Annotated in this window: 21 protein-coding genes and 2 tRNA genes; 3 read left to right on the forward strand and 20 right to left on the reverse strand. The window is 45.7% G+C overall.

Features of this window, described 5'->3' with window-relative positions:
- Positions 1-12: 12 nt before the first annotated feature.
- The 4 genes from clpX to THIAE_RS05640 form a co-directional block, all read right to left on the reverse strand.
- Complete coding sequence (gene clpX, locus THIAE_RS05625) at positions 13-1,263, reverse strand: ATP-dependent Clp protease ATP-binding subunit ClpX (RefSeq protein ID WP_006460436.1); 1,251 nt, start codon at positions 1,261-1,263, stop codon at positions 13-15.
- 17 nt (positions 1,264-1,280) lie between these two features.
- Positions 1,281-1,886, reverse strand: coding sequence for an ATP-dependent Clp endopeptidase proteolytic subunit ClpP (gene clpP / locus THIAE_RS05630; RefSeq protein ID WP_006460437.1), 606 nt, complete (start codon positions 1,884-1,886; stop codon positions 1,281-1,283).
- 172 nt (positions 1,887-2,058) lie between these two features.
- A complete protein-coding gene (gene tig / locus THIAE_RS05635) occupies positions 2,059-3,372 on the reverse strand; it encodes a trigger factor (protein WP_006460438.1) in 1,314 nt (437 codons plus the stop codon).
- Between the two features lie 94 nt (positions 3,373-3,466).
- Positions 3,467-3,853, reverse strand: a complete 387-nt coding sequence (locus THIAE_RS05640; protein WP_006460439.1) for a DUF423 domain-containing protein — start codon at positions 3,851-3,853, stop codon at positions 3,467-3,469.
- 113 nt (positions 3,854-3,966) lie between these two features.
- On the opposite strand from THIAE_RS05640, the gene THIAE_RS05645 reads away from it, so the two are divergent.
- Both THIAE_RS05645 and THIAE_RS05650 read left to right on the forward strand, forming a co-directional pair.
- A tRNA-Leu gene (locus THIAE_RS05645) sits at positions 3,967-4,053 on the forward strand.
- Positions 4,054-4,082: 29 nt separating this feature from the next.
- A tRNA-Val gene (locus THIAE_RS05650) sits at positions 4,083-4,159 on the forward strand.
- Between the two features lie 288 nt (positions 4,160-4,447).
- Here the strand turns inward: THIAE_RS05650 and THIAE_RS05655 are convergent.
- Together THIAE_RS05655 and THIAE_RS05660 are read right to left on the reverse strand one after the other, a co-directional pair.
- Positions 4,448-4,690, reverse strand: coding sequence for a hypothetical protein (locus THIAE_RS05655; RefSeq protein ID WP_006460440.1), 243 nt, complete (start codon positions 4,688-4,690; stop codon positions 4,448-4,450).
- Positions 4,683-5,093, reverse strand: coding sequence for a hypothetical protein (locus THIAE_RS05660; protein ID WP_006460441.1), 411 nt, complete (start codon positions 5,091-5,093; stop codon positions 4,683-4,685). Before THIAE_RS05660 ends, THIAE_RS05655 begins: the two co-directional genes overlap by 8 nt.
- A gap of 26 nt (positions 5,094-5,119) precedes the next feature.
- Here THIAE_RS05660 and THIAE_RS05665 point away from each other — a divergent pair, with 26 nt between their 5' ends.
- Entirely contained in the window at positions 5,120-5,371 is a 252-nt protein-coding gene (locus tag THIAE_RS05665) for a hypothetical protein (RefSeq protein ID WP_157868699.1), read from the forward strand.
- Here THIAE_RS05665 and THIAE_RS10805 read toward each other — a convergent pair.
- The 14 genes from THIAE_RS10805 to THIAE_RS05740 all read right to left on the reverse strand — a co-directional run bounded on the left by THIAE_RS10805 (position 5,368) and on the right by THIAE_RS05740 (position 17,337).
- Positions 5,368-5,544 (reverse strand): hypothetical protein, encoded by a 177-nt coding sequence (locus tag THIAE_RS10805; protein ID WP_006460442.1) that lies wholly within the window; start codon positions 5,542-5,544, stop codon positions 5,368-5,370. The two genes, THIAE_RS05665 and THIAE_RS10805, sit on opposite strands and share 4 nt — an antisense overlap.
- Positions 5,545-5,556: 12 nt before the next feature.
- A complete protein-coding gene (locus tag THIAE_RS05670; RefSeq protein ID WP_006460443.1) occupies positions 5,557-5,886 on the reverse strand; it encodes a hypothetical protein in 330 nt (109 codons plus the stop codon).
- Entirely contained in the window at positions 5,886-6,815 is a 930-nt protein-coding gene (locus THIAE_RS10565) for a hypothetical protein (RefSeq protein WP_157868700.1), read from the reverse strand. The genes THIAE_RS05670 and THIAE_RS10565 overlap by 1 nt, the downstream gene beginning before the upstream one ends.
- Positions 6,816-7,528: 713 nt before the next feature.
- Entirely contained in the window at positions 7,529-9,610 is a 2,082-nt protein-coding gene (locus tag THIAE_RS10570; RefSeq protein WP_006460445.1) for a VapE domain-containing protein, read from the reverse strand.
- Positions 9,607-9,891, reverse strand: coding sequence for a hypothetical protein (locus THIAE_RS05690; RefSeq protein WP_006460446.1), 285 nt, complete (start codon positions 9,889-9,891; stop codon positions 9,607-9,609). Before THIAE_RS05690 ends, THIAE_RS10570 begins: the two co-directional genes overlap by 4 nt.
- Before the next feature lie 9 nt (positions 9,892-9,900).
- Positions 9,901-10,173, reverse strand: coding sequence for a DNA-binding protein (locus tag THIAE_RS05695; protein WP_006460447.1), 273 nt, complete (start codon positions 10,171-10,173; stop codon positions 9,901-9,903).
- Positions 10,174-10,337: 164 nt separating this feature from the next.
- Positions 10,338-11,636, reverse strand: coding sequence for a tyrosine-type recombinase/integrase (locus THIAE_RS05700; RefSeq protein WP_006460448.1), 1,299 nt, complete (start codon positions 11,634-11,636; stop codon positions 10,338-10,340).
- 241 nt (positions 11,637-11,877) lie between these two features.
- Positions 11,878-12,183, reverse strand: coding sequence for an addiction module antidote protein (locus THIAE_RS05710; RefSeq protein WP_006460449.1), 306 nt, complete (start codon positions 12,181-12,183; stop codon positions 11,878-11,880).
- Positions 12,170-12,478 carry a type II toxin-antitoxin system RelE/ParE family toxin gene (locus tag THIAE_RS05715; RefSeq protein WP_006460450.1) on the reverse strand — a complete coding sequence of 103 codons (309 nt, stop codon included), beginning with the start codon at positions 12,476-12,478 and terminating at the stop codon, positions 12,170-12,172. The genes THIAE_RS05710 and THIAE_RS05715 overlap by 14 nt, the downstream gene beginning before the upstream one ends.
- Positions 12,479-12,644: 166 nt before the next feature.
- A complete protein-coding gene (locus tag THIAE_RS05720; protein WP_006460452.1) occupies positions 12,645-13,244 on the reverse strand; it encodes a hypothetical protein in 600 nt (199 codons plus the stop codon).
- A 194-nt stretch (positions 13,245-13,438) separates the two neighbouring features.
- Positions 13,439-14,713, reverse strand: a complete 1,275-nt coding sequence (locus tag THIAE_RS05725; RefSeq protein ID WP_006460453.1) for an ATP-binding protein — start codon at positions 14,711-14,713, stop codon at positions 13,439-13,441.
- A 231-nt stretch (positions 14,714-14,944) separates the two neighbouring features.
- Positions 14,945-15,430: a metallophosphoesterase gene (locus tag THIAE_RS10575; protein WP_006460454.1), complete on the reverse strand. Its 486-nt coding sequence runs from the start codon at positions 15,428-15,430 to the stop codon at positions 14,945-14,947.
- Between the two features lie 84 nt (positions 15,431-15,514).
- The gene (locus THIAE_RS05735; protein ID WP_006460455.1) at positions 15,515-16,180 is read right to left on the reverse strand and encodes a P-loop NTPase family protein; all 666 of its coding nucleotides are present in this window, start codon (positions 16,178-16,180) and stop codon (positions 15,515-15,517) included.
- 24 nt (positions 16,181-16,204) lie between these two features.
- A protein-coding gene (locus THIAE_RS05740) for an IS3 family transposase (protein ID WP_157868726.1) occupies positions 16,205-17,337 on the reverse strand; the annotation gives its coding sequence in 2 pieces (ribosomal slippage) (positions 16,205-17,070 and positions 17,070-17,337; 1,134 coding nt in all).
- Positions 17,338-17,404 lie beyond the last annotated feature (67 nt).

Here is a 17,404-nt window from a genome sequence, read left to right on the forward strand (position 1 = left end):
TCGCCCCCTTTATTATTTATTCACAGTTTTAACCGCATCTTCATAAACGAGAATAGGTGGCTTTTTACCCTGAACAACCGCTTTATTAATCACCACTTTCTGCACATCACTCATGCCTGGCAACTCATACATGGTATCGAGCAAAATCTTTTCCATAATAGAGCGTAAACCACGTGCGCCGGTTTTACGAGTAATAGCAAGATTAGCAATTTCTTGCAGCGCATCCTTACGAATTTCTAACTCAACACCCTCAAGCGCAAACATCTTTTGGAACTGTTTAACTAACGCATTTTTAGGTTCAGTCAGAATTTGAATCAAGGCTTTTTCATCTAGTTCGGTTAATGAAGCAATGACCGGTAAACGCCCTACAAATTCGGGGATCAACCCATAACGATTAAGATCTTGCGGTTCAATGTTTTCAAACAACTTACTAATGGCAGCTTTTTTCGATGGATCCTTCACCTCGGCTGAAAAACCAATACCGGTATTTTGTTGCATCCGTTGCTCAATGACACGATCAAGCCCTTCAAACGCGCCGCCGACAATAAATAATATTTTCGAGGTATCGACATAAATCATTTCTTGGTTCGGATGTTTACGACCGCCTTGAGGTGGCACAGCCGCTTGAGTTCCTTCGATCAGTTTTAATAAGGCTTGCTGTACGCCCTCACCCGACACATCCCGCGTAATGGAAGGGTTTTCTGATTTACGGGTAATCTTATCAATTTCATCAATATAGATAATACCGCGCTCCGCCTTTTGCGGATCATTATCACAACGCTGCAAGAGCTTAAGTACAATCGACTCAACGTCTTCACCCACATAGCCCGCTTCAGTTAAGGTCGTGGCATCAGCAATGGCAAAAGGTACATCTAACAAACGTGCTAAAGTTTGCGCCAATAAAGTTTTCCCCGAACCCGTTGGACCAATTAACAAAATATTACTTTTTGATAATTCAACTTCGTCTTGGGCATGACCATGCTGTAAACGCTTATAGTGGTTATAAACGGCCACTGACAATACTTTTTTAGCGTGCTGCTGCCCAATAACATAGTCATCTAAAATACCGCTGATCTCACGTGGCGTAGGCAGTTTCTCAAGATCAAAGGTAGCCGCAGCCGGCTCACCAAACTCTTCATGCAAAATATCGTTACATAACTCCACGCATTCATCACAAATATAGACAGATGGGCCAGCAATTAACTTTTTAACTTCATCTTGGCTTTTGCCACAAAAAGAGCAATACAAGGTTTTTTCAGACATAAATACTCCCTTTGGCATTAACCGCGCTTAGCTAGCACTTGGTCAATCAAGCCATATTCTTTTGCTTTTTCAGCACTCATAAAATTATCGCGATCCGTATCTCGCTCAATGACCTCAAGCGGCTGACCGGTATTTTCACTCAGTGCTTTATTAAGCTTATCTTTTATAAATAAAATTTCACGCGCATGTATTTCAAAATCACTTGCTTGTCCCTGAAAACCGCCCAGAGGCTGATGAATCATCACCCTTGAATTAGGTAACGCAAAACGTTTACCCTTCGCGCCTGCCGCCAATAAAAACGAGCCCATGCTGGCTGCCTGGCCTAAACACATGGTGGATACATCTGGCTTAATAAAGCGCATCGTGTCATAGATAGCCATACCGGCCGTTACACTCCCACCAGGGGAATTGATATAAAGGTGAATATCTTTTTCTGGATTCTCAGACTCTAAAAATAACATTTGAGCCACAATCAAATTTGCCATGTGATCTTCAACAGGTCCTACCAAAAAAATAACCCGCTCTTTTAATAAACGTGAATAAATATCAAATGCACGCTCACCACGGCTTGTTTGCTCCACTACCATCGGCACCAAAGCATTCATAATATTAGAGTGATCCATTTACCTTCCTTCAACAAACTTAAAATAGCCGACATTCATCAGCTCTATTTAATATCGTAATCTATATTAGCCGCTACAGCCCATAAAAAAAACAGCCCCGGAGTCTTTTGCGCAAAAGAATCACGGGGCTGAGTACATTTAGACCCCTCCAATCAAAGGAGGGCTATGTTATTTACGCTTTTTGACTCACAATTTCGTCAAATGCTTTAGACACCTTGGTCACTTTAGCTTGCGCTAGGATATGCTTAGCCGCATTCGACTCAACAATAATCGCCTTCACTTCGCTTAAGCGCTCTGGGTTTTGATCATACCACTCTCTAATTTCAGCCGGGTCTTCATATGCTGAAGCCTGGTCCGCAATAAACTCATCCAACTGCTCAGGTGAAGCTTCAATGTTGTTTGCTTTTACTAAATCAGCAATGACCAAACCTAACTTAACACGACGTTCTGCATCAGGGCTAAACATGTCTGCAGTTAAACCAGGCATTTGATTTTTTGGCATGCCTTGTTGCTCTAAACGTTGCATGTATTGATCAAGCATCGACTGGGCTTCTTGAGCAACTAACGCTTTTGGAATAGATAACTCGGTCGCTTGTTCTAACGCGTCAAAAGCAGCCTGACGGTTTTTAACATCCAATGTACGCTTAAGCTCGCGCTCCATATTGTCACGCACTTCTGCGCGCAAAGCTTCTTCAGTACCCGCTTCCACGCCAAATGACTTGATGAACTCTTCATCAAGCTCAGGCATTTGTTTGGTCTGCACTGAATGTACAGTAATATCAAACTGAGCAGTTTTGCCTTTTAAATGCTCTGCTGGATATTGCTCAGGAAAGGTCACATCAATCGTTTTCTGCTCACCTTTTTTCATTCCAAGAATGCCATCTTCGAAACCTGGAATCATACGACCGCTACCAAGTTCTAGAGGTACGTTTTCTGCTTTACCGCCATCGAATTCAACACCGTCGATTTTACCAACGAAATCGATAATAACTTGCTCACCCTTATTGGCTTTTTTAGCCGCACCGGCTGGCTTCCATGCCGAACGCTGTGCTTGCAAACGACCAATCATGGCATCAACATCGGCGTCAGTCACTTCACTACTTACTTCTTCAAGTTCAAGGGCAGCAAGATCAGGTAAAGCCACTTCTGGGAACACTTCAAACTTAGCCGTAAACTCAATTTTGCCTTCGTTAATGTCAACTTTTTCAAATTCAGGGTAACCAGCAACATTTACGGCTTGCTCGTCTGCGGCTTTAAAAAACGCATCATAAAGTGCTTCCCCAAGCATCTCTTGACGAACTTGGCCTGAGTAACGCTTTTTCACCATCGCTAAAGGCACCTTACCAGGACGGAAGCCATCCATTTTTACCGTGCGGCGCACTTCGGCAAGACGTTTTTCAACCTTGGCATCGAACTCATCCGATGGAAAGGTCACGGTCATTTTGTGTTCAAGGCCTTGTTCAGGTTTTTCGACAGATACTTGCATACTCACTACCAATTGTTAATTCGAGGTTAAATAAAAATACTTAAAACTTAAGCGCTAAAATTATACAGACACCTTTAAAAACAACAAGCAAAAATTAATATTTGAAGCGAAACCAGGCCTGGTAAGCCAATAGTGTCCACGCCACCAACCAGACTAGACCGCCTAATGGCGTTAAAAACACCAGCCATTTGATCTCGGTAAGCGCCCAAAGATAAAGACTGCCTGAAAATAGTAAAATGCCTAATAAGAGCATCATAACAATCCAGGGGAGTACTCGCCCTGCTTGATCTTGCCAGCGCCAGGCCAACAAGCTCAAAACCAGGCCTGCTAAAGCATGAATAAAATGATAATCCACCGCCGTTTGCCAATTAGCTAAGGCTTTAGCAGATAAAACATTGGCCAACCCATGCGCACCAAAGGCCCCTAGACCTACGGCCAAAGCCATTAAGAAGGCACTCATGGTCACTAAAAAACGAATCATAAAAAAACCTGTTGTGCTGCCGCATTAGTTTAAACCAAGTATTTTAACTAATTTCGAAGGGAGTTGTTGACAAGGCTAAGCCGCGTCCATATAATTCGCCACACAAAACACATGCCAGTGTGGTGAAATTGGTAGACACGCCGGATTCAAAATCCGGTGCCCTTAAAAGCGTGGCGGTTCGAGTCCGCCCACTGGTACCAAATACAAGTTTCGTATAACTTCCAAATATACGACCGTAGCTCAGTTGGTTAGAGCACCACCTTGACATGGTGGGGGTCGGTGGTTCGAATCCACTCGGTCGTACCAAATAACCGTTATAAATCAAGCACTTACCAACCTAGATCAATCTTCAATTTTGCCTAAAATATTTCTAGGGTCAAAATAGGGTCACAAAAAATAGCTTAGAAAGCTAACTTTTAAAACGCCCCAACTTAATCAAATGAAGACACGTTAGTTTTATCTAACTCCATCTCAATGGCTTTGGTCTTTTTGGGTAGAAGACATGGCACTGTGGCGGACTACTTTTTTTCCTGCTATAAATTTTACCCATCAGGGTTTGTGATAAAAAAAGCCGGTAATAATTCCGGCTCTTTATTATTGTTCGCCAATCCCGGCACGGTGCAATTCGGCAATTTTGGCTTGATCTTGTTTAATCCAAATTGACAGCGTCATTAACCTGGCGCCGATATGTCGCAACTGATCGGCCGCCTCTACCGCCTCGGGCCGGTATGGCGTGCCGTCGCGGTAGTTCCATTTTATTGATCGTCGGGCGGCTCTTAGGTTTTCTTCAAGCTGTTTAAGTTCGTCGAATGTGCGTTCAGCGTCATAACTAAGCATTTTCGCGGCCTCCCGTCACATAGCGCGAGGTTTTACCTAAAGCAGCGGCGGCGATCATAAGTAAGCCCGTTACGCCTCCGGGTGTCACGCCCCAGCGCGCGGCGGCTTCGGTGAATGCGTCGATGTCATCTTGATAAAGCTTGTCGGGATCAATCGCAATCATTGCCGCCAGCCAACCAATTGCCACGAGTTGCAAGGGTGTAAATTGGCGCGCACGGTGTTGATTAAGGGCTCGTTTGCCGGCCTGCCAATGCACGGCCCAGGTTACATCATAAAGGCCTCGTTTGTTGCGCGGTATTTCGTTTTGTTCGTGCAATTGCCTGATCCGGCGATCAGTTACATTCAAAATTTCGCCCAATTGCGCGGCGTCAATTTCCCAAATTTCTCTTTTGTTAGTTTCCATAAGTCACCTGCAAGCCTTTGCGTTTGTTGCGGTTAGCGATCCGGCGGGCCGGGTTTGTTTTGTTGTTTGGTTTAAATTTGCGTTTGGTTTTCATGCTGTCGCGCTCCAGTTTGGATAAAAAAAGCCCCGGCGCGGTTTCAGGCTTCCGGCCTTTACAACTGGTTCGGGGCAAGGGTGGCCTTACGGCCGCCGATCAGAGGAGATTTCATTTCATTTCTGAAATGACTGCAAAACGCCCCAGCAAGACACAAAAAATGCTGGGGTTTATGCTCGGTTAAGAGGCCTGGTTTTGTAGGCCTCGGTTAATTAATAGCGCGGCTGTTTGGCTCATGCTTACGCTTAGGCCGCCTTGTTCAAGTCGCTGTTTGTGCTGTTTCAAAGCTTCCGCGGTTTTATCATCTAAATGAACAGCCACGCGGTGCGATCGTTTCTGGTTGTCTGGTTTGTTCATGTTAAAACGTCCTCAATATCCGTCAAATACCCAGCTAGGCCTGGCCTCTCGCTTAAAATCGCCCCGGTTGCGTTGGGCTACACGGCTTGCCAGTAGCAAGGCGGCGCGTTTAGCCTGGTTTGGTGCCAGTTCCGGCCATGCTTTGCTTATGCGGGCGGCCGCCTCGTTGATACCATCAAAAACGAATGCTCCCAGGCCTGGCGCTGTCACAATGGCGCGGCTTTCGCCGTCCTCGGCTCCAGGTCTAAAAACGATCGTAGCGGAATCAATCGTGGCGGTTAAGTCAGCCGGTAAGCCTTTTGGGGCTTGTGGCTGGCTCGATTTAAATAGCCAGCCAAACATTACGCCACGTTCCAGAATTTGCCAGGCTCTGGCAATAGCGCTTGCACATCAAACCAACATGAAACAACCAGATTACCGGCTGCGTCTGTACGCTCTGCAAGGAATAGGATTTCATCACCCAAAGCAATCGCCGCGCGGCTATACGCCCCTATGATTGTTGCAGTCGTGGCGGCGCTGAATTCACCCTTTATGCCAGCCGCGTATAGCCCGCCCTCGATCATTTGCGCCCCGGCGCCGGTCGTGCCAACAATGGCGCGTAATTCATTATGTTTAATGCCAGCAGTGGCGGCATTCGCCAGGCTAAAGGCGGCGGGGGTTGTCGCTACAATCGCGGCCAACAATTCAGCATCAACCGCGCGGCCAATGCCTAAAGCTATAGCTGTCATCAGTTCGGCCGATAGTTGCCCATCACCCAATGCCTTTTGTGTAGCGCGGTTAATTGTGAAGCGGGCTGCGCGCTGGGTGAATGCGTCGCGGTTAATAATCGCCTCATTCGACGGCATAGCGCCGGCGGTAATTTCGCCCTCACCGGTTAGCGGATCAAGTGCAACCGCTTGGAAGTTTGCCGGCTCGATTGTTACAAAACGGCCCGGCTCTTGACGGAAGCCAACCACGCCGCCGGATTCAATCGCCGTCATTTTTTCCGGCATTAAAATCAAGTTTGCGCCGGCTTCAATTACGCGGCTATTTTCCGCAAGTTTGCGCTCTAGTGTGGTTTGTTGGCCGGCCGGGGCTGTAATGCCAGGCGCATAAATGCGGCTTTCAACGTCCAGGAATACCGGCATAAGATCGCGGCCCAAACTCATTGCACCATTAACGCCGGCTAGGTTGCGGCGGTTTTTATCGACGATAAAAGTATCGTTACGCTCAATGCCTGGTCGTGCGACGGCGCGTTTTCCGTGTTCCAAAAGTTTTGCAAGTGTTGCCATGTTTAAATTCTCGTACTTGGTTTCAAATGGCCCGTTAGTGGGCTGTTGTGTGTCATTTTGTGCCAACCCCACACAAAAAGCCTCTGGCGAAATTTCCTAAATCGCAAAAAAACTGAATTTTTTTTCATGCCGCTAAAACGCATTTAAAAGCCCGTCATGCGGTTTTGTGGTTTTGCGGTGCTTTGGTGTGGGTTGCGCTGCGCTTGTGGCGTGGTGGCGGCTCGGTTTGGCTGAAACGGAAGCGTTAAAAAAATGCCACGCACAAGTTAAGAAACGCGAGTCCGTTCACCCGCAAGGGCCGTACCCGCCTCAGGAGTACCTTTTGCTTTTAGGGATCAATCAACCGCCAGGCGGCGGCTCGAATGGATAAGGGAAGCGGGACTAAGTTAAAAGAGGTGCGGGGTTATTTGGCACCCCTCACCCATGCCAAACCCAGTAATCAAGGGGCTTGCAGCCATTTTAAGGGGTGCGGGGGTGCGGGGGGTGTAGGCATTTCCATATAGAATGACGACCTATCATGTGTAACCCGTTCAATAACCCTTATATTTGTTTCAATAAAATACCCCTGCACCTTGCACCCCTTTATAGATAAAATCCCGGTATTTAAAGGGTTTGCAATGGGTGCGGGGTATGGGTGCGGGGTATGGGTGCGGGGGGGTAGCCTGCACCCTTTAAGCAAATAAAAAACCCGCATGAAGCGGGCTTATTAGGAGTTAGTATGGTTGCTCGTCAGAATATGCCGGCGGTTGATCCTGCCAGGGTTTGGGCACCTCGTAAAAGGTTCGGCCTTTAACCCTGCGCGGCTGCCCAAAAACGGCCTTTAGAATCGTTGCGGCCTTTTGCGCCTGTGCATTGGTTGGCCGGTCATAACCGATTTTAATTAAAACATCGGTGGCCGTTAGCTTCATAGTGCGCGGTGCTTCAATATCAAACGCGGTCAAAATAAGGTCCTCGATTGGATCGGCTTGCTTGTGATCGCCGTTAGACTGTTCAAGCAAGTTTTCTTCTTCACGATCCAACCACCAGCGTTCACCCGCTTTAAACCATTCGTAAACCTCGGCCCAAAGCTGTTGCATATCTATGCGGTGCTCATAGTTCACGCTGATAACCGGTATTGTCCACCAGCGGCTATTGCCCGTGTCATCAACTAGAAAATCATTAGGGTTCACGCTTGCACAAAATACCGTCTTACGCGGGTATTTTTCCTCGGTGCGTCCGTATGGGCGGCGGAATTGGTCATAATCGGCCGATATAAAACCTTTTAGGCGCGCTATGTCAGATTTACGAAACGTGCCCTCTAGCTCACCTAGTTCAACAATCCAGCTTGAAACGGCGCTTATGACCGAGTCTTTAATGTAAGGGTCTATAATCGCGTCAATTTTTACCAGTTCGCGCTTTTGCGCTGGGACCAATGCAGTAAACCAGGCTGTTTTGCCGGCGGATTGTGGACCCTGCAAAGTCAAAACGCCTTTAGACCTAAAACCATGCGGCATAGCAGCGGCGGCCACGGCTGAAATAAGCCAACGGCGCAAAAGTAGGCGCAAAAGGTTGCGATCATAACCAGGCCTGGTTGTTAGCGTTCCGGCCAATTCATCAAGCCGGCTGATGCCGTCCCAAGGATTTGACGTGATCCACTCCATGACCGAGTTAATTGGGTGTTGATCGCCAATACTCAAAAGGAATTCGGCCGCCTCGGTTTTTGGTAATCCGTTAAGCGCGCATAAACTCAAAACGGTATTGATCGCCGCCGCGCGGCTGTTATCAACCAGACCGGATTGGCCGGGGTAGGTTACTTTTAAATCTTTACCAATCACGTCATAACGCACATTAAAACCATAGTGCCTAAGCATATAATTTAGGTTTGGTATCGTGTTAAGTGGTTTACCTTTTTCGCTCATGTGCGGCCATGTTCCGGGTGGCACCGGTGGCATAGTATGCACGTCGGTTAGGTTGTCATTGGCCGCCGGCGTGGGTAGTTGCGCGGCCTCGAACATCGGCGCGGCCTTTACCAATTCAAGCATTTTTTCACGGGTACCGCCGGCGGCTATCCAGTCGGAAACGTCGCCTTTGTTCGCCAGGCCTGGCAAATCAACCAGTTTTATTTTTTCAACGCCGGCGGCGCTAAGACTCAAAGCAATGGCTCGGCTATGGTCACGCCCGGCCGCGTCATTATCGGCCAAAATTACCACGTCACGGCCAGCAAAATAGCGGTTAAGCGATGGTGGCCAGCCTTTACCGTTTTTCTTAGCGCCGCCGCTGTTTGTGGTGGTCAAAAATCCAAGCGCGGCCAAGTTGTCTGCGTCCTTTTCACCCTCGCAAATAAAAACGGTCACACCAGGATTTGAGGCCATTTCTTGCAAGCGATAAGGCAAAGGCTCGACGCCTTTAACGGACCAATTCCAACCGGTGGGCTTTGTCGGATCGGGGCGGCGTTGTCTGAAGTCTTTCGGCTCAAATCTAACGACTTGGTAAACTAACTCGCCTACCTCGTTGCAATAGTCATAAAATGCGATGGCTCGCCCGGTGCCTTGTTTGTTCGTGTTTACCGGCTCCGGCGCTTTAAAACCTTGGTTTGTTAGCCATTCATTAGGATTGGCGCCGGTTTCACGTTTAATCAATTCAAGGACGCCATAACCCTCGCCGTTTTCATGGTCATAAAATGCGCCCTTTTGTCTATTTAGTGCAAGGCTTCCTCGCGCACCCCAACGCAATTCAGTAGCGTTTGAAAGGTTGTGATTAGGTTCACCTAGCAAGGCTGTTGCTACAGGCTCGGCGATGTTTGCAAAATTAATCATGCTCGCACCTCCCTAGCCGCGTATCTCATAGATTCAAGTGCAATCATGTGTGCATCTAGTAAATGCAGCGTTTGGCGTTCACAATGGGCCACAAGTGCAACGGCTCTAAAAACATCATTATATTCGTAGCCTAGCAATAAACCTTGTTTAGCAATATTGAAACAACGCGCCCATAAAATGGCAAAGGAATTATTACCGTTAATTGAAATAGGTGTGTTATTATTAATATGCAAACTTTTAAAACTAGGCCCGCATAATACCGGGTCTTTTTTATTTTCCATTTCAGCCCCTTAGCAAAATGCGCTATCAGCGGTTGAAATTTGTTTAGTGGTATTGTTTTTAATCCACAACTCTAAATCTTCAAGTTCATAAAAGACTCTCGATCCAATTTTAATGAAATGAGGAGCGGTTACGCCCCAAAGCTTACCGGTTGTTCGGCTTATGCGAATGGTTGAGGGTGTGGTATTGATAAAGGCCGCTGCTTGAATATCTGTCAAGCGTTCAGGCCATTTGCCGTTTTGTGGAATGTGTGGTTCAGGATTGAATAAAGACTTCTTAGCCATAATAAAAATACTCCGTTTGAGTTGTTTGTATTTGTGTTTACGGCTTCACTTTATTTAATGTCTTTATTAAAACCCTCTGGCGGTTTTTCCTAATTTTTTATTACTGCATAACTATTTATATTTAATAATCACCAATACTAACTAAACATCACTAAAAACATTTATTATTTTTGATTATTTCTCGAAAAAATGTCTAAAACGTCCTTTGTCGCGCTTGGTGAAAGGTGTCCATAATGCTTTTCAATCATTAACGTGGTTTTATGTCCGGCCATGCGTGCAACTGTAAAAAGGGGTAAGCCGGCCATCACTAATGTGCTGATCCAGTTGTGACGAAGTGCGTAAAAATCTAGTGCAGATGGTAAGCCGGCCAGGTTTTTAATTTTTACCCAGGGTTTAACATGGGCTTTTTTATCCATTCTGGCACCCGTAACAGGACTTGGAAAAACCCAATCGCTTTCTATTCCTTGTTTTTTTAAGTCGGCTTTCCAGTATTTAAGCATTTCGATAATTTCAGCGTTAAGGTCTAGGTTTACCTCAATCGGGCTAGGGTGGTGCCTCGTTTTTTCTGGAATTTTGGTTAGTCTTTTAAGGTTTAAATTTACCTCCGACCATGTAAGGCCGTAAATGTCTCCGGTTCGCAATCCTGTGTAATATGCCAGCATGGTAAAAGGTATTGCCCAATGCGCATATTTCAAAGCTGATAGATCAAACAGGTTAGGCTTGCCGTGGCGGATTGAGTTAAGGCGCTGCGCTTTGATTTCTTCATTAAACTGATTCAGTCCACTAAACAAGTTATTAATTTCTTGCTCTGTCAAAATGCGCCGGTCGTCGGTTGATTTTTTACTCTCTTGAGAATGGGGGCGTTCTAGGGGTGACTTTTTAGGTAGCGGGTTTGTATCAATAAACCCATCTTCAACAGCGTTATTCAGCATAGTTTTAAACGCGCCGTAAACTCGTTTGATAGTGTCAAACTGTAACCCGGTTGCTTCTCGGTCAATTTGCCAGTTTTTAATATCGGCACGACTGATTTCTTTCATGGGGCGATCAAGCCAATCATTAAAGTGTCGTTCAATCATTTGAATGGTTTGTGTGCCAGACTTTTTGCGTGCTTGGTATTGAGCATATCGGCCTTTAAGGTAAGCCCCTAGTGTTTGTTGCTTTTCCTGTTTGGCTTTCTTAATTTTCTCTACTCGCTCCGCTGCGGGGTCAATACCGGCTGCAATCTTGCCGATTAGCTTTTGTACCTCTTTTCTCGCGTCGTCAGCATTTAAGCCCGGAAACTTTCCTATTGTGACGGCACCGCGTTTTTGCGTGGAAACGCTAAGGTAGCGATAGCGATAAGTTGCGCCGCGCGCTCCAATTCTGACTTGAAAGCCCTTGATTTCTGTATCGTGAATTTCGTCTATGTTTTCACGCTTGGCTTTGGCAATAATTGCGTTTGATATTTTTGCAGACAGACCCATGATTTTGACCCTAATTAAGAACTAGGGTCAATATAGGGTCAACGAATATAAAAGTCAATAAACAACCTTGAAAGGTAGTTTTCCATGTAAGTTGTTGAAATATTTAAACAAACTTAGGTTATTTTCTTTTATAAGAGTTTATAAAAATTCGTCAAAATCACCTTGACATGGTGGGGGTCGGTGGTTCGAATCCACTCGGTCGTACCAATAAAATCAAACACTTATCAATGATTCCAAGATTTTAGCCGATGCCACCCTTTGCTTGCGGCTGTAAACGAAACTCTAAACCGAGTGCATTGATGACCTTATAGACGGTTTCAAATCGTGGATGCTTGCCTTCACCGAATGACTTATATAGGCTTTCGCGGCCCAGTCCGGTGCGCTGACTAATTTCCGTCATACCTTTGGAACGTGCGACCACGCCAAGCGCATAGATAAAAAACTCAGGATCATTTTCTTCTAGGCAGGCTTCGAGATAAGCCATAACATCCTCTTCAGTGTTCAAGTAATCCGCTGAATCATAGGGTACAGACTCAAGTTTTTTCATTTAACCAGCTCCTTAGTATTTGTATATCATCGGATTGTTTTGGTTTATCACCCACCAACATGAGTAAAATAATTTCGTCACCTTCATGAGTATAGTAAACGCGCCAGCCCTTGCCGACATCAATTCGTAATTCATAAATCTGGGCATCAAGCTGCTTGTAATCTCCCGCATTGCCTTGGGCTAACCGGTCTAATCGCATGGTAATTCTTGCTTTGGCGCGCGGGTCTTTAATCTGTTGAAAGCGTTCATCAAACGGAATCTTGCCATTGCGTTGATATTTTTTAATAAGCTTCATCGTATTGTATCCAATTTTATACAGCCAGGCCTGGTTATTTTATGTGCTGTTTTTGCTCTCTAATGACCACATCAAACGCTTGTAGCGCACCTTTGGCGCGGTCGGGGATAACCCCTCAGCGAATTTAGATAGGGCTGATTCTCCCCTACCTCACACAAAATAAATTTTACAACCACCTTAACCGAGCGTGCGTTTTAGCCCAGGCCAGCTTCGGCAGCGTAAAGCAACGTCGCCAAACTAAACCGATGACAAAAGCTTTAAATCCCAGCAACGCACCAATCGCCCACAGCAAAAGCTTCACATCAGCCATCACTAAACCCAGTTGTTGCTTCTTTTGCTCAAACCCTGCGGTATTACATGCAATGTTATGCGGGTGCGGCTCGGTAGCAGACGAATTTTGCTTGGGATAATGAAGCATATCCAAATAACACTCCCATCGATCGGCATACTCATAATCCACCGTAACCTGATAGGTCTGCTCAAGCCACTGCCCAAATTGCTGTTTATTGGCTTCATAAGATTGATGGCTGTTAAACAAAATCAACGCCAAAATCACACTTGCTAATCCACCGACCACCATCGTCGCGGTGGCCATAATATGCTCATTCAGCGCATGGTTCACCTCATCCAAACTCGCCACCGCACCCTGCTCAATTTGTGCGGCTAGTTTTTCCCTGTGCTCAACTGCCGCAAAAGACATGCTGCCAAGAATGAATCCCAGAACAGTGAATGATATAAGCGCCAAAAAAATGTAGATCATCAACATGCTCAGCTCCAGTTTTAATCGACTAAAAATTCACACACTAGTGAAAAAACCAGTGCCTGTAAAGCAGTTTTTACAATATATGTCATTGATTTAACTGGAGATTCTCAACGAGAATTAGGTAGTAAGAAAGATGCGTAAAAAGCAGTATATATGCGTAAATTTAAGTCTATTGAAGGCAAGCGTTGAAGGTGCCGCTATTCGGACTCGTCTATATTAAGTAAAAGATTATCGATACTTTGCTCTTGAATGTCCGCTGGCGTTTGTTCTATTTCAATACCTGTGTAGGTGATCAGCACGCACCGGTCGTTAGGTTGCTTGAAGTGTGCGAAGGCGTTGAGCTCTCGTTGCTGGGTTTTGGGTTGGTTGATCTGATAAGCCACTTGGTAGAGCGTCTGTTGGCTGTAAAAATCGACTTCATATTGCGCTTTTCGGTAGGTCAGCATAGGGTTTTGTTGGTACAGATGACAGAACACTAAATTTTCTAGCGATTGCCCTAGCCCCGGGCTGTTTTTCGGTGCCACCTGGAGAAAGCCGTTGTCGAGCACATAGAGTTTTTTGACGGATTTTAGTCGCTCTTTGGGCTTGGTGTGAAAATTATCGATGCGTTTGAATAGGAAAACGTTTTCAAAGTGGCTGATGTATTCCTTAATGCTTTTATCGCTCATCTCAAACAGGTTGGCGAGTTCGGTATAGTTGAGGGTTTGCGTTGCTTGACCGAGTAAGTAATAAAACAGGCGTTCAATAATCTCGGTTTGGCGAATTTTAAAGCGCGGCACGATGTCACGGTAAATAATGTTTTTGGCATAGCTGTTAAGTAGGTCTTTTTTGATAATCGGGTCGTTTGTTTCCATCACCTCATAAAAGCCGCCCCAATTGAGATATTCCTCTTTGGCGATTTCAATTTGAATGCGGTTTTGGATGCGCTGGATTTCTGTGTCGTGTGCAATGCCTTTGTAATGCAAATATTCACGAAAATTAAACGGTGTTAAATGAAGGGTGAGCGTCCGACCGGTGAGCAGCGTGTTGATTTCTGCTGAGAGCATCGAGGAGTTGGAGCCGGTAATGATAAATTTGATGTCTTCAATTTCATACTTGGATTTGACGAACACTTGCCAGTTTTCAAAAAATTGTACCTCATCAAAGATGACAAAAATTCGTCCACTTGGATTGCAGAGTGTTTTGTAGGTGTCGATCACGGTTTGCAAATACTGCGGCTGATGGCGGTATTCAAGAAAAATCGGTTGTTCGAGATTCACAAACAAAATATTGGTCGGTGCTGTGCCCTGCTCTATTAGATGGTTAATCGCCATTTTAGCCAGCGTACTTTTGCCACAACGCCGGATTCCGGTAATGGTGATGATGTGTTTAAGCGGCAAATAGCTGACCAGCTTGGCTAGCGCTTCACGGTGTGCATAGGTTTTGGGGGGCTGTGTCCAATGCGGATTTTGTTCAATCAAGACTTCTTTCATCTATACTTCTTCATTTTATATAAAACTAAGAACTGTACTTACCAATAATGCAAAGTATATCGTTTTTTAGCGAACATGACTACAATTTACATACCTTGCACTCGCATGTATGTGTCCGATTCAGTGGGTTAAGCCTTGTTATGCCTTTAAATACGCACACACGTCTTCTGCCGACAGAATGGTGTGCTCACCTCTTTCTAAACCGGTATCGATATACAACCGATTGGCCACCTAAATCGGCTGGGTTACCAACGTATGCCCATGCACCACCGCATCAATACCATTCACTGGCGCAACATCTCTACCCGCTAAAAAATCTTGCAATACAGCTCTGCCCCAGACGGCCTGCTCACGCGTTGCCGGGCGAAGCATACTAAACCACTTACCACCGTTGGCCGCATGTGCCGTTGAAGAACGCCCAAAACTATAGATGTCAAAATCTTGGTCTTGCTGATTATTCTCAAACGCCTCCATCAGCATCACTTCATGGTTGCCGATAATCGAATGAAAGCTGTTCCAATGCAGTTGCTTACCTAAAATCTCCAAGTTATCTTCACCCCGATCAACCAAATCACCGACACAAAACAACCGGTCACCGGCGTCAGCATTAAAGCCCACACGCGCTAGAGCGCGCTCGAACTTGCGCTTATGCCCAAAAATGTCGCTGATGAAAAAATCACGCCCTTGAGGATTTTGCTCAAAAACTAGATGTGTCATCGCTTTTTCTCACTTATCGACTAAGACAAAACAACAGGCCCGCCTAAATCACAGCGGGCACTATTCTTAATCACACCTTAGTCACTAAAAGGTCGGTGACGCTCCCCACTGTTGCGGACGGTCCAACTCTGAGGGGCTTAAAACCACCTTCTCACGCCCCCAGCGACCATCTGCACGGCTAAAGTAATACTCGCCCAAGCCTAACGTCATTAAGGGTCTAGCATCCACCACATGCATACCCGACCCATTAGGTGACGAGGGTAACCAGTTTTTTAATTCACTTTTGGTGTCATTATCCGAGGTTCGCATCACAATTTTATTCGACAAATTGATTAACAAACTTCCCAAAGCGGCCCTCCCCGCTATTGGTTTCTGCTCCATCACCTTATTTTTCAAATGCATGACACTTTGGGTCACCAACACACAGCTCACTCTAAAGACGCGGCATTTATCCAAAAAGTTTTGATCGCCTGTCACCGAATCTGTCGTAATAAAGTTTTGAAACTCATCGGCTACATAGGCCATCGGTGCGAGCATATTGTCACGCGACATCATGGCATTGAAAATCAACCCTTTAAGAAGCTTAATGGCCAGGGTGTCCGCCTCGCCCCCAACACCAGGCGTAATGACAATAAAGCGCTCATTCGCAATCATGTTTTGAATCGGACCATCTGCACATTCAGGTTCTGTTAACAACCTATCCAAATCAAATAGACGGCGAATACTGGACGAAGTAATGGTATTGAACATCAGCTCAAGGTGTCCACTTCCCCATTAGTGAAACACTGGTAAAGTAGAGTTTTCCAGTTTTACTCGATAAGCCGCCGGTGGCAGATTACCCAGACTTTCATGGGTGCGTTCTTCGTTATAATCTAACCGCCAGAACCAAGCCATCTCCCTAACTTGATCGAGCGATTCAAACAGATACGCATTTAAAAACTCATGTCTGAACGAGCCATTAAATCGTTCTACAAAACCATTTTGTTGTGGCTTACCTGGTTGGATATAAGCCAACTTAACGTCATGCTGCTCACACCAGTCCGTTAACTTGGCCGAGATTAGTTCTGGCCCATTATCCAGCCTGATTTGCTTTGGCAGACCACGCTCTTCTTTTAATTGTTCAAGGGTTCGCACCACGCGTTCTGCAGGCAGTGAGCTGTCCACTTCAATGGCTAAACATTCGCGTGTACCTTCATCGAGCACATTCAGCGTTCTAAAACGTTTGCCGCAATAAAGCGTGTCGTGCATAAAATCCAACGCCCATTTATGATTGGGTTGATTGAGCACGGTAAGTGGTTGGACAACTCGCTTAGGAAGCACGCGTTTCGTCCGCCGCTTGAGGTTTAATCCCATTTGGCAGTACACCCGGTAAACCCGTTTATGGTTAAACGGATGGTTTTTAAACCTTATGCGACCGTAACACTTCCAGAACCCCGCACGCGGTGATTTTTTCAGCACTTGATTAATCGCATCAATGACAGCAGCATCGGTTTTACGCCAGTCTTTTTGTTTACGGTAAAAGCTGGCTCGGCTTATCCCCTTCAGTAAACAGGCTTTGAGAATGCTCAAGCCCGAATTGACTAGGGTTTTGGCACACTCTTTTTTGTCTGCTGTCACCAACCCTTTTTTGCGAATAATTCCTTCATCGCATGGTTTTCAAGGCTGACATCGGCAAACAGCTTTTTTAGCTTGGCATTTTCTTCTTCAAGCTCTTTAATGCGCTTAATATCCGACGCTTCCATGCCAGAGTATTTGGACTTCCACTTGTAGTAAGTCGCGCTGCTGATACCATGCTTGCGGCAGATTTCTTCAACTTTTAGTCCCGCATCTGATTCTTTAAGAATGGCGATGATTTGGATTTCGGTAAATCGTGATTTTTGATCGCTTCGCGTTACTTCGTTGCATATCGGTCTCCTGCGTTAATGATCGCAGAAAACTCTATTTATCGCTGTCTCATTTTAGGGGAAGTGGACA

Source organism: Thiomicrospira aerophila AL3, assembly GCF_000227665.2.
Classification (GTDB): domain Bacteria; phylum Pseudomonadota; class Gammaproteobacteria; order Thiomicrospirales; family Thiomicrospiraceae; genus Thiomicrospira; species Thiomicrospira aerophila.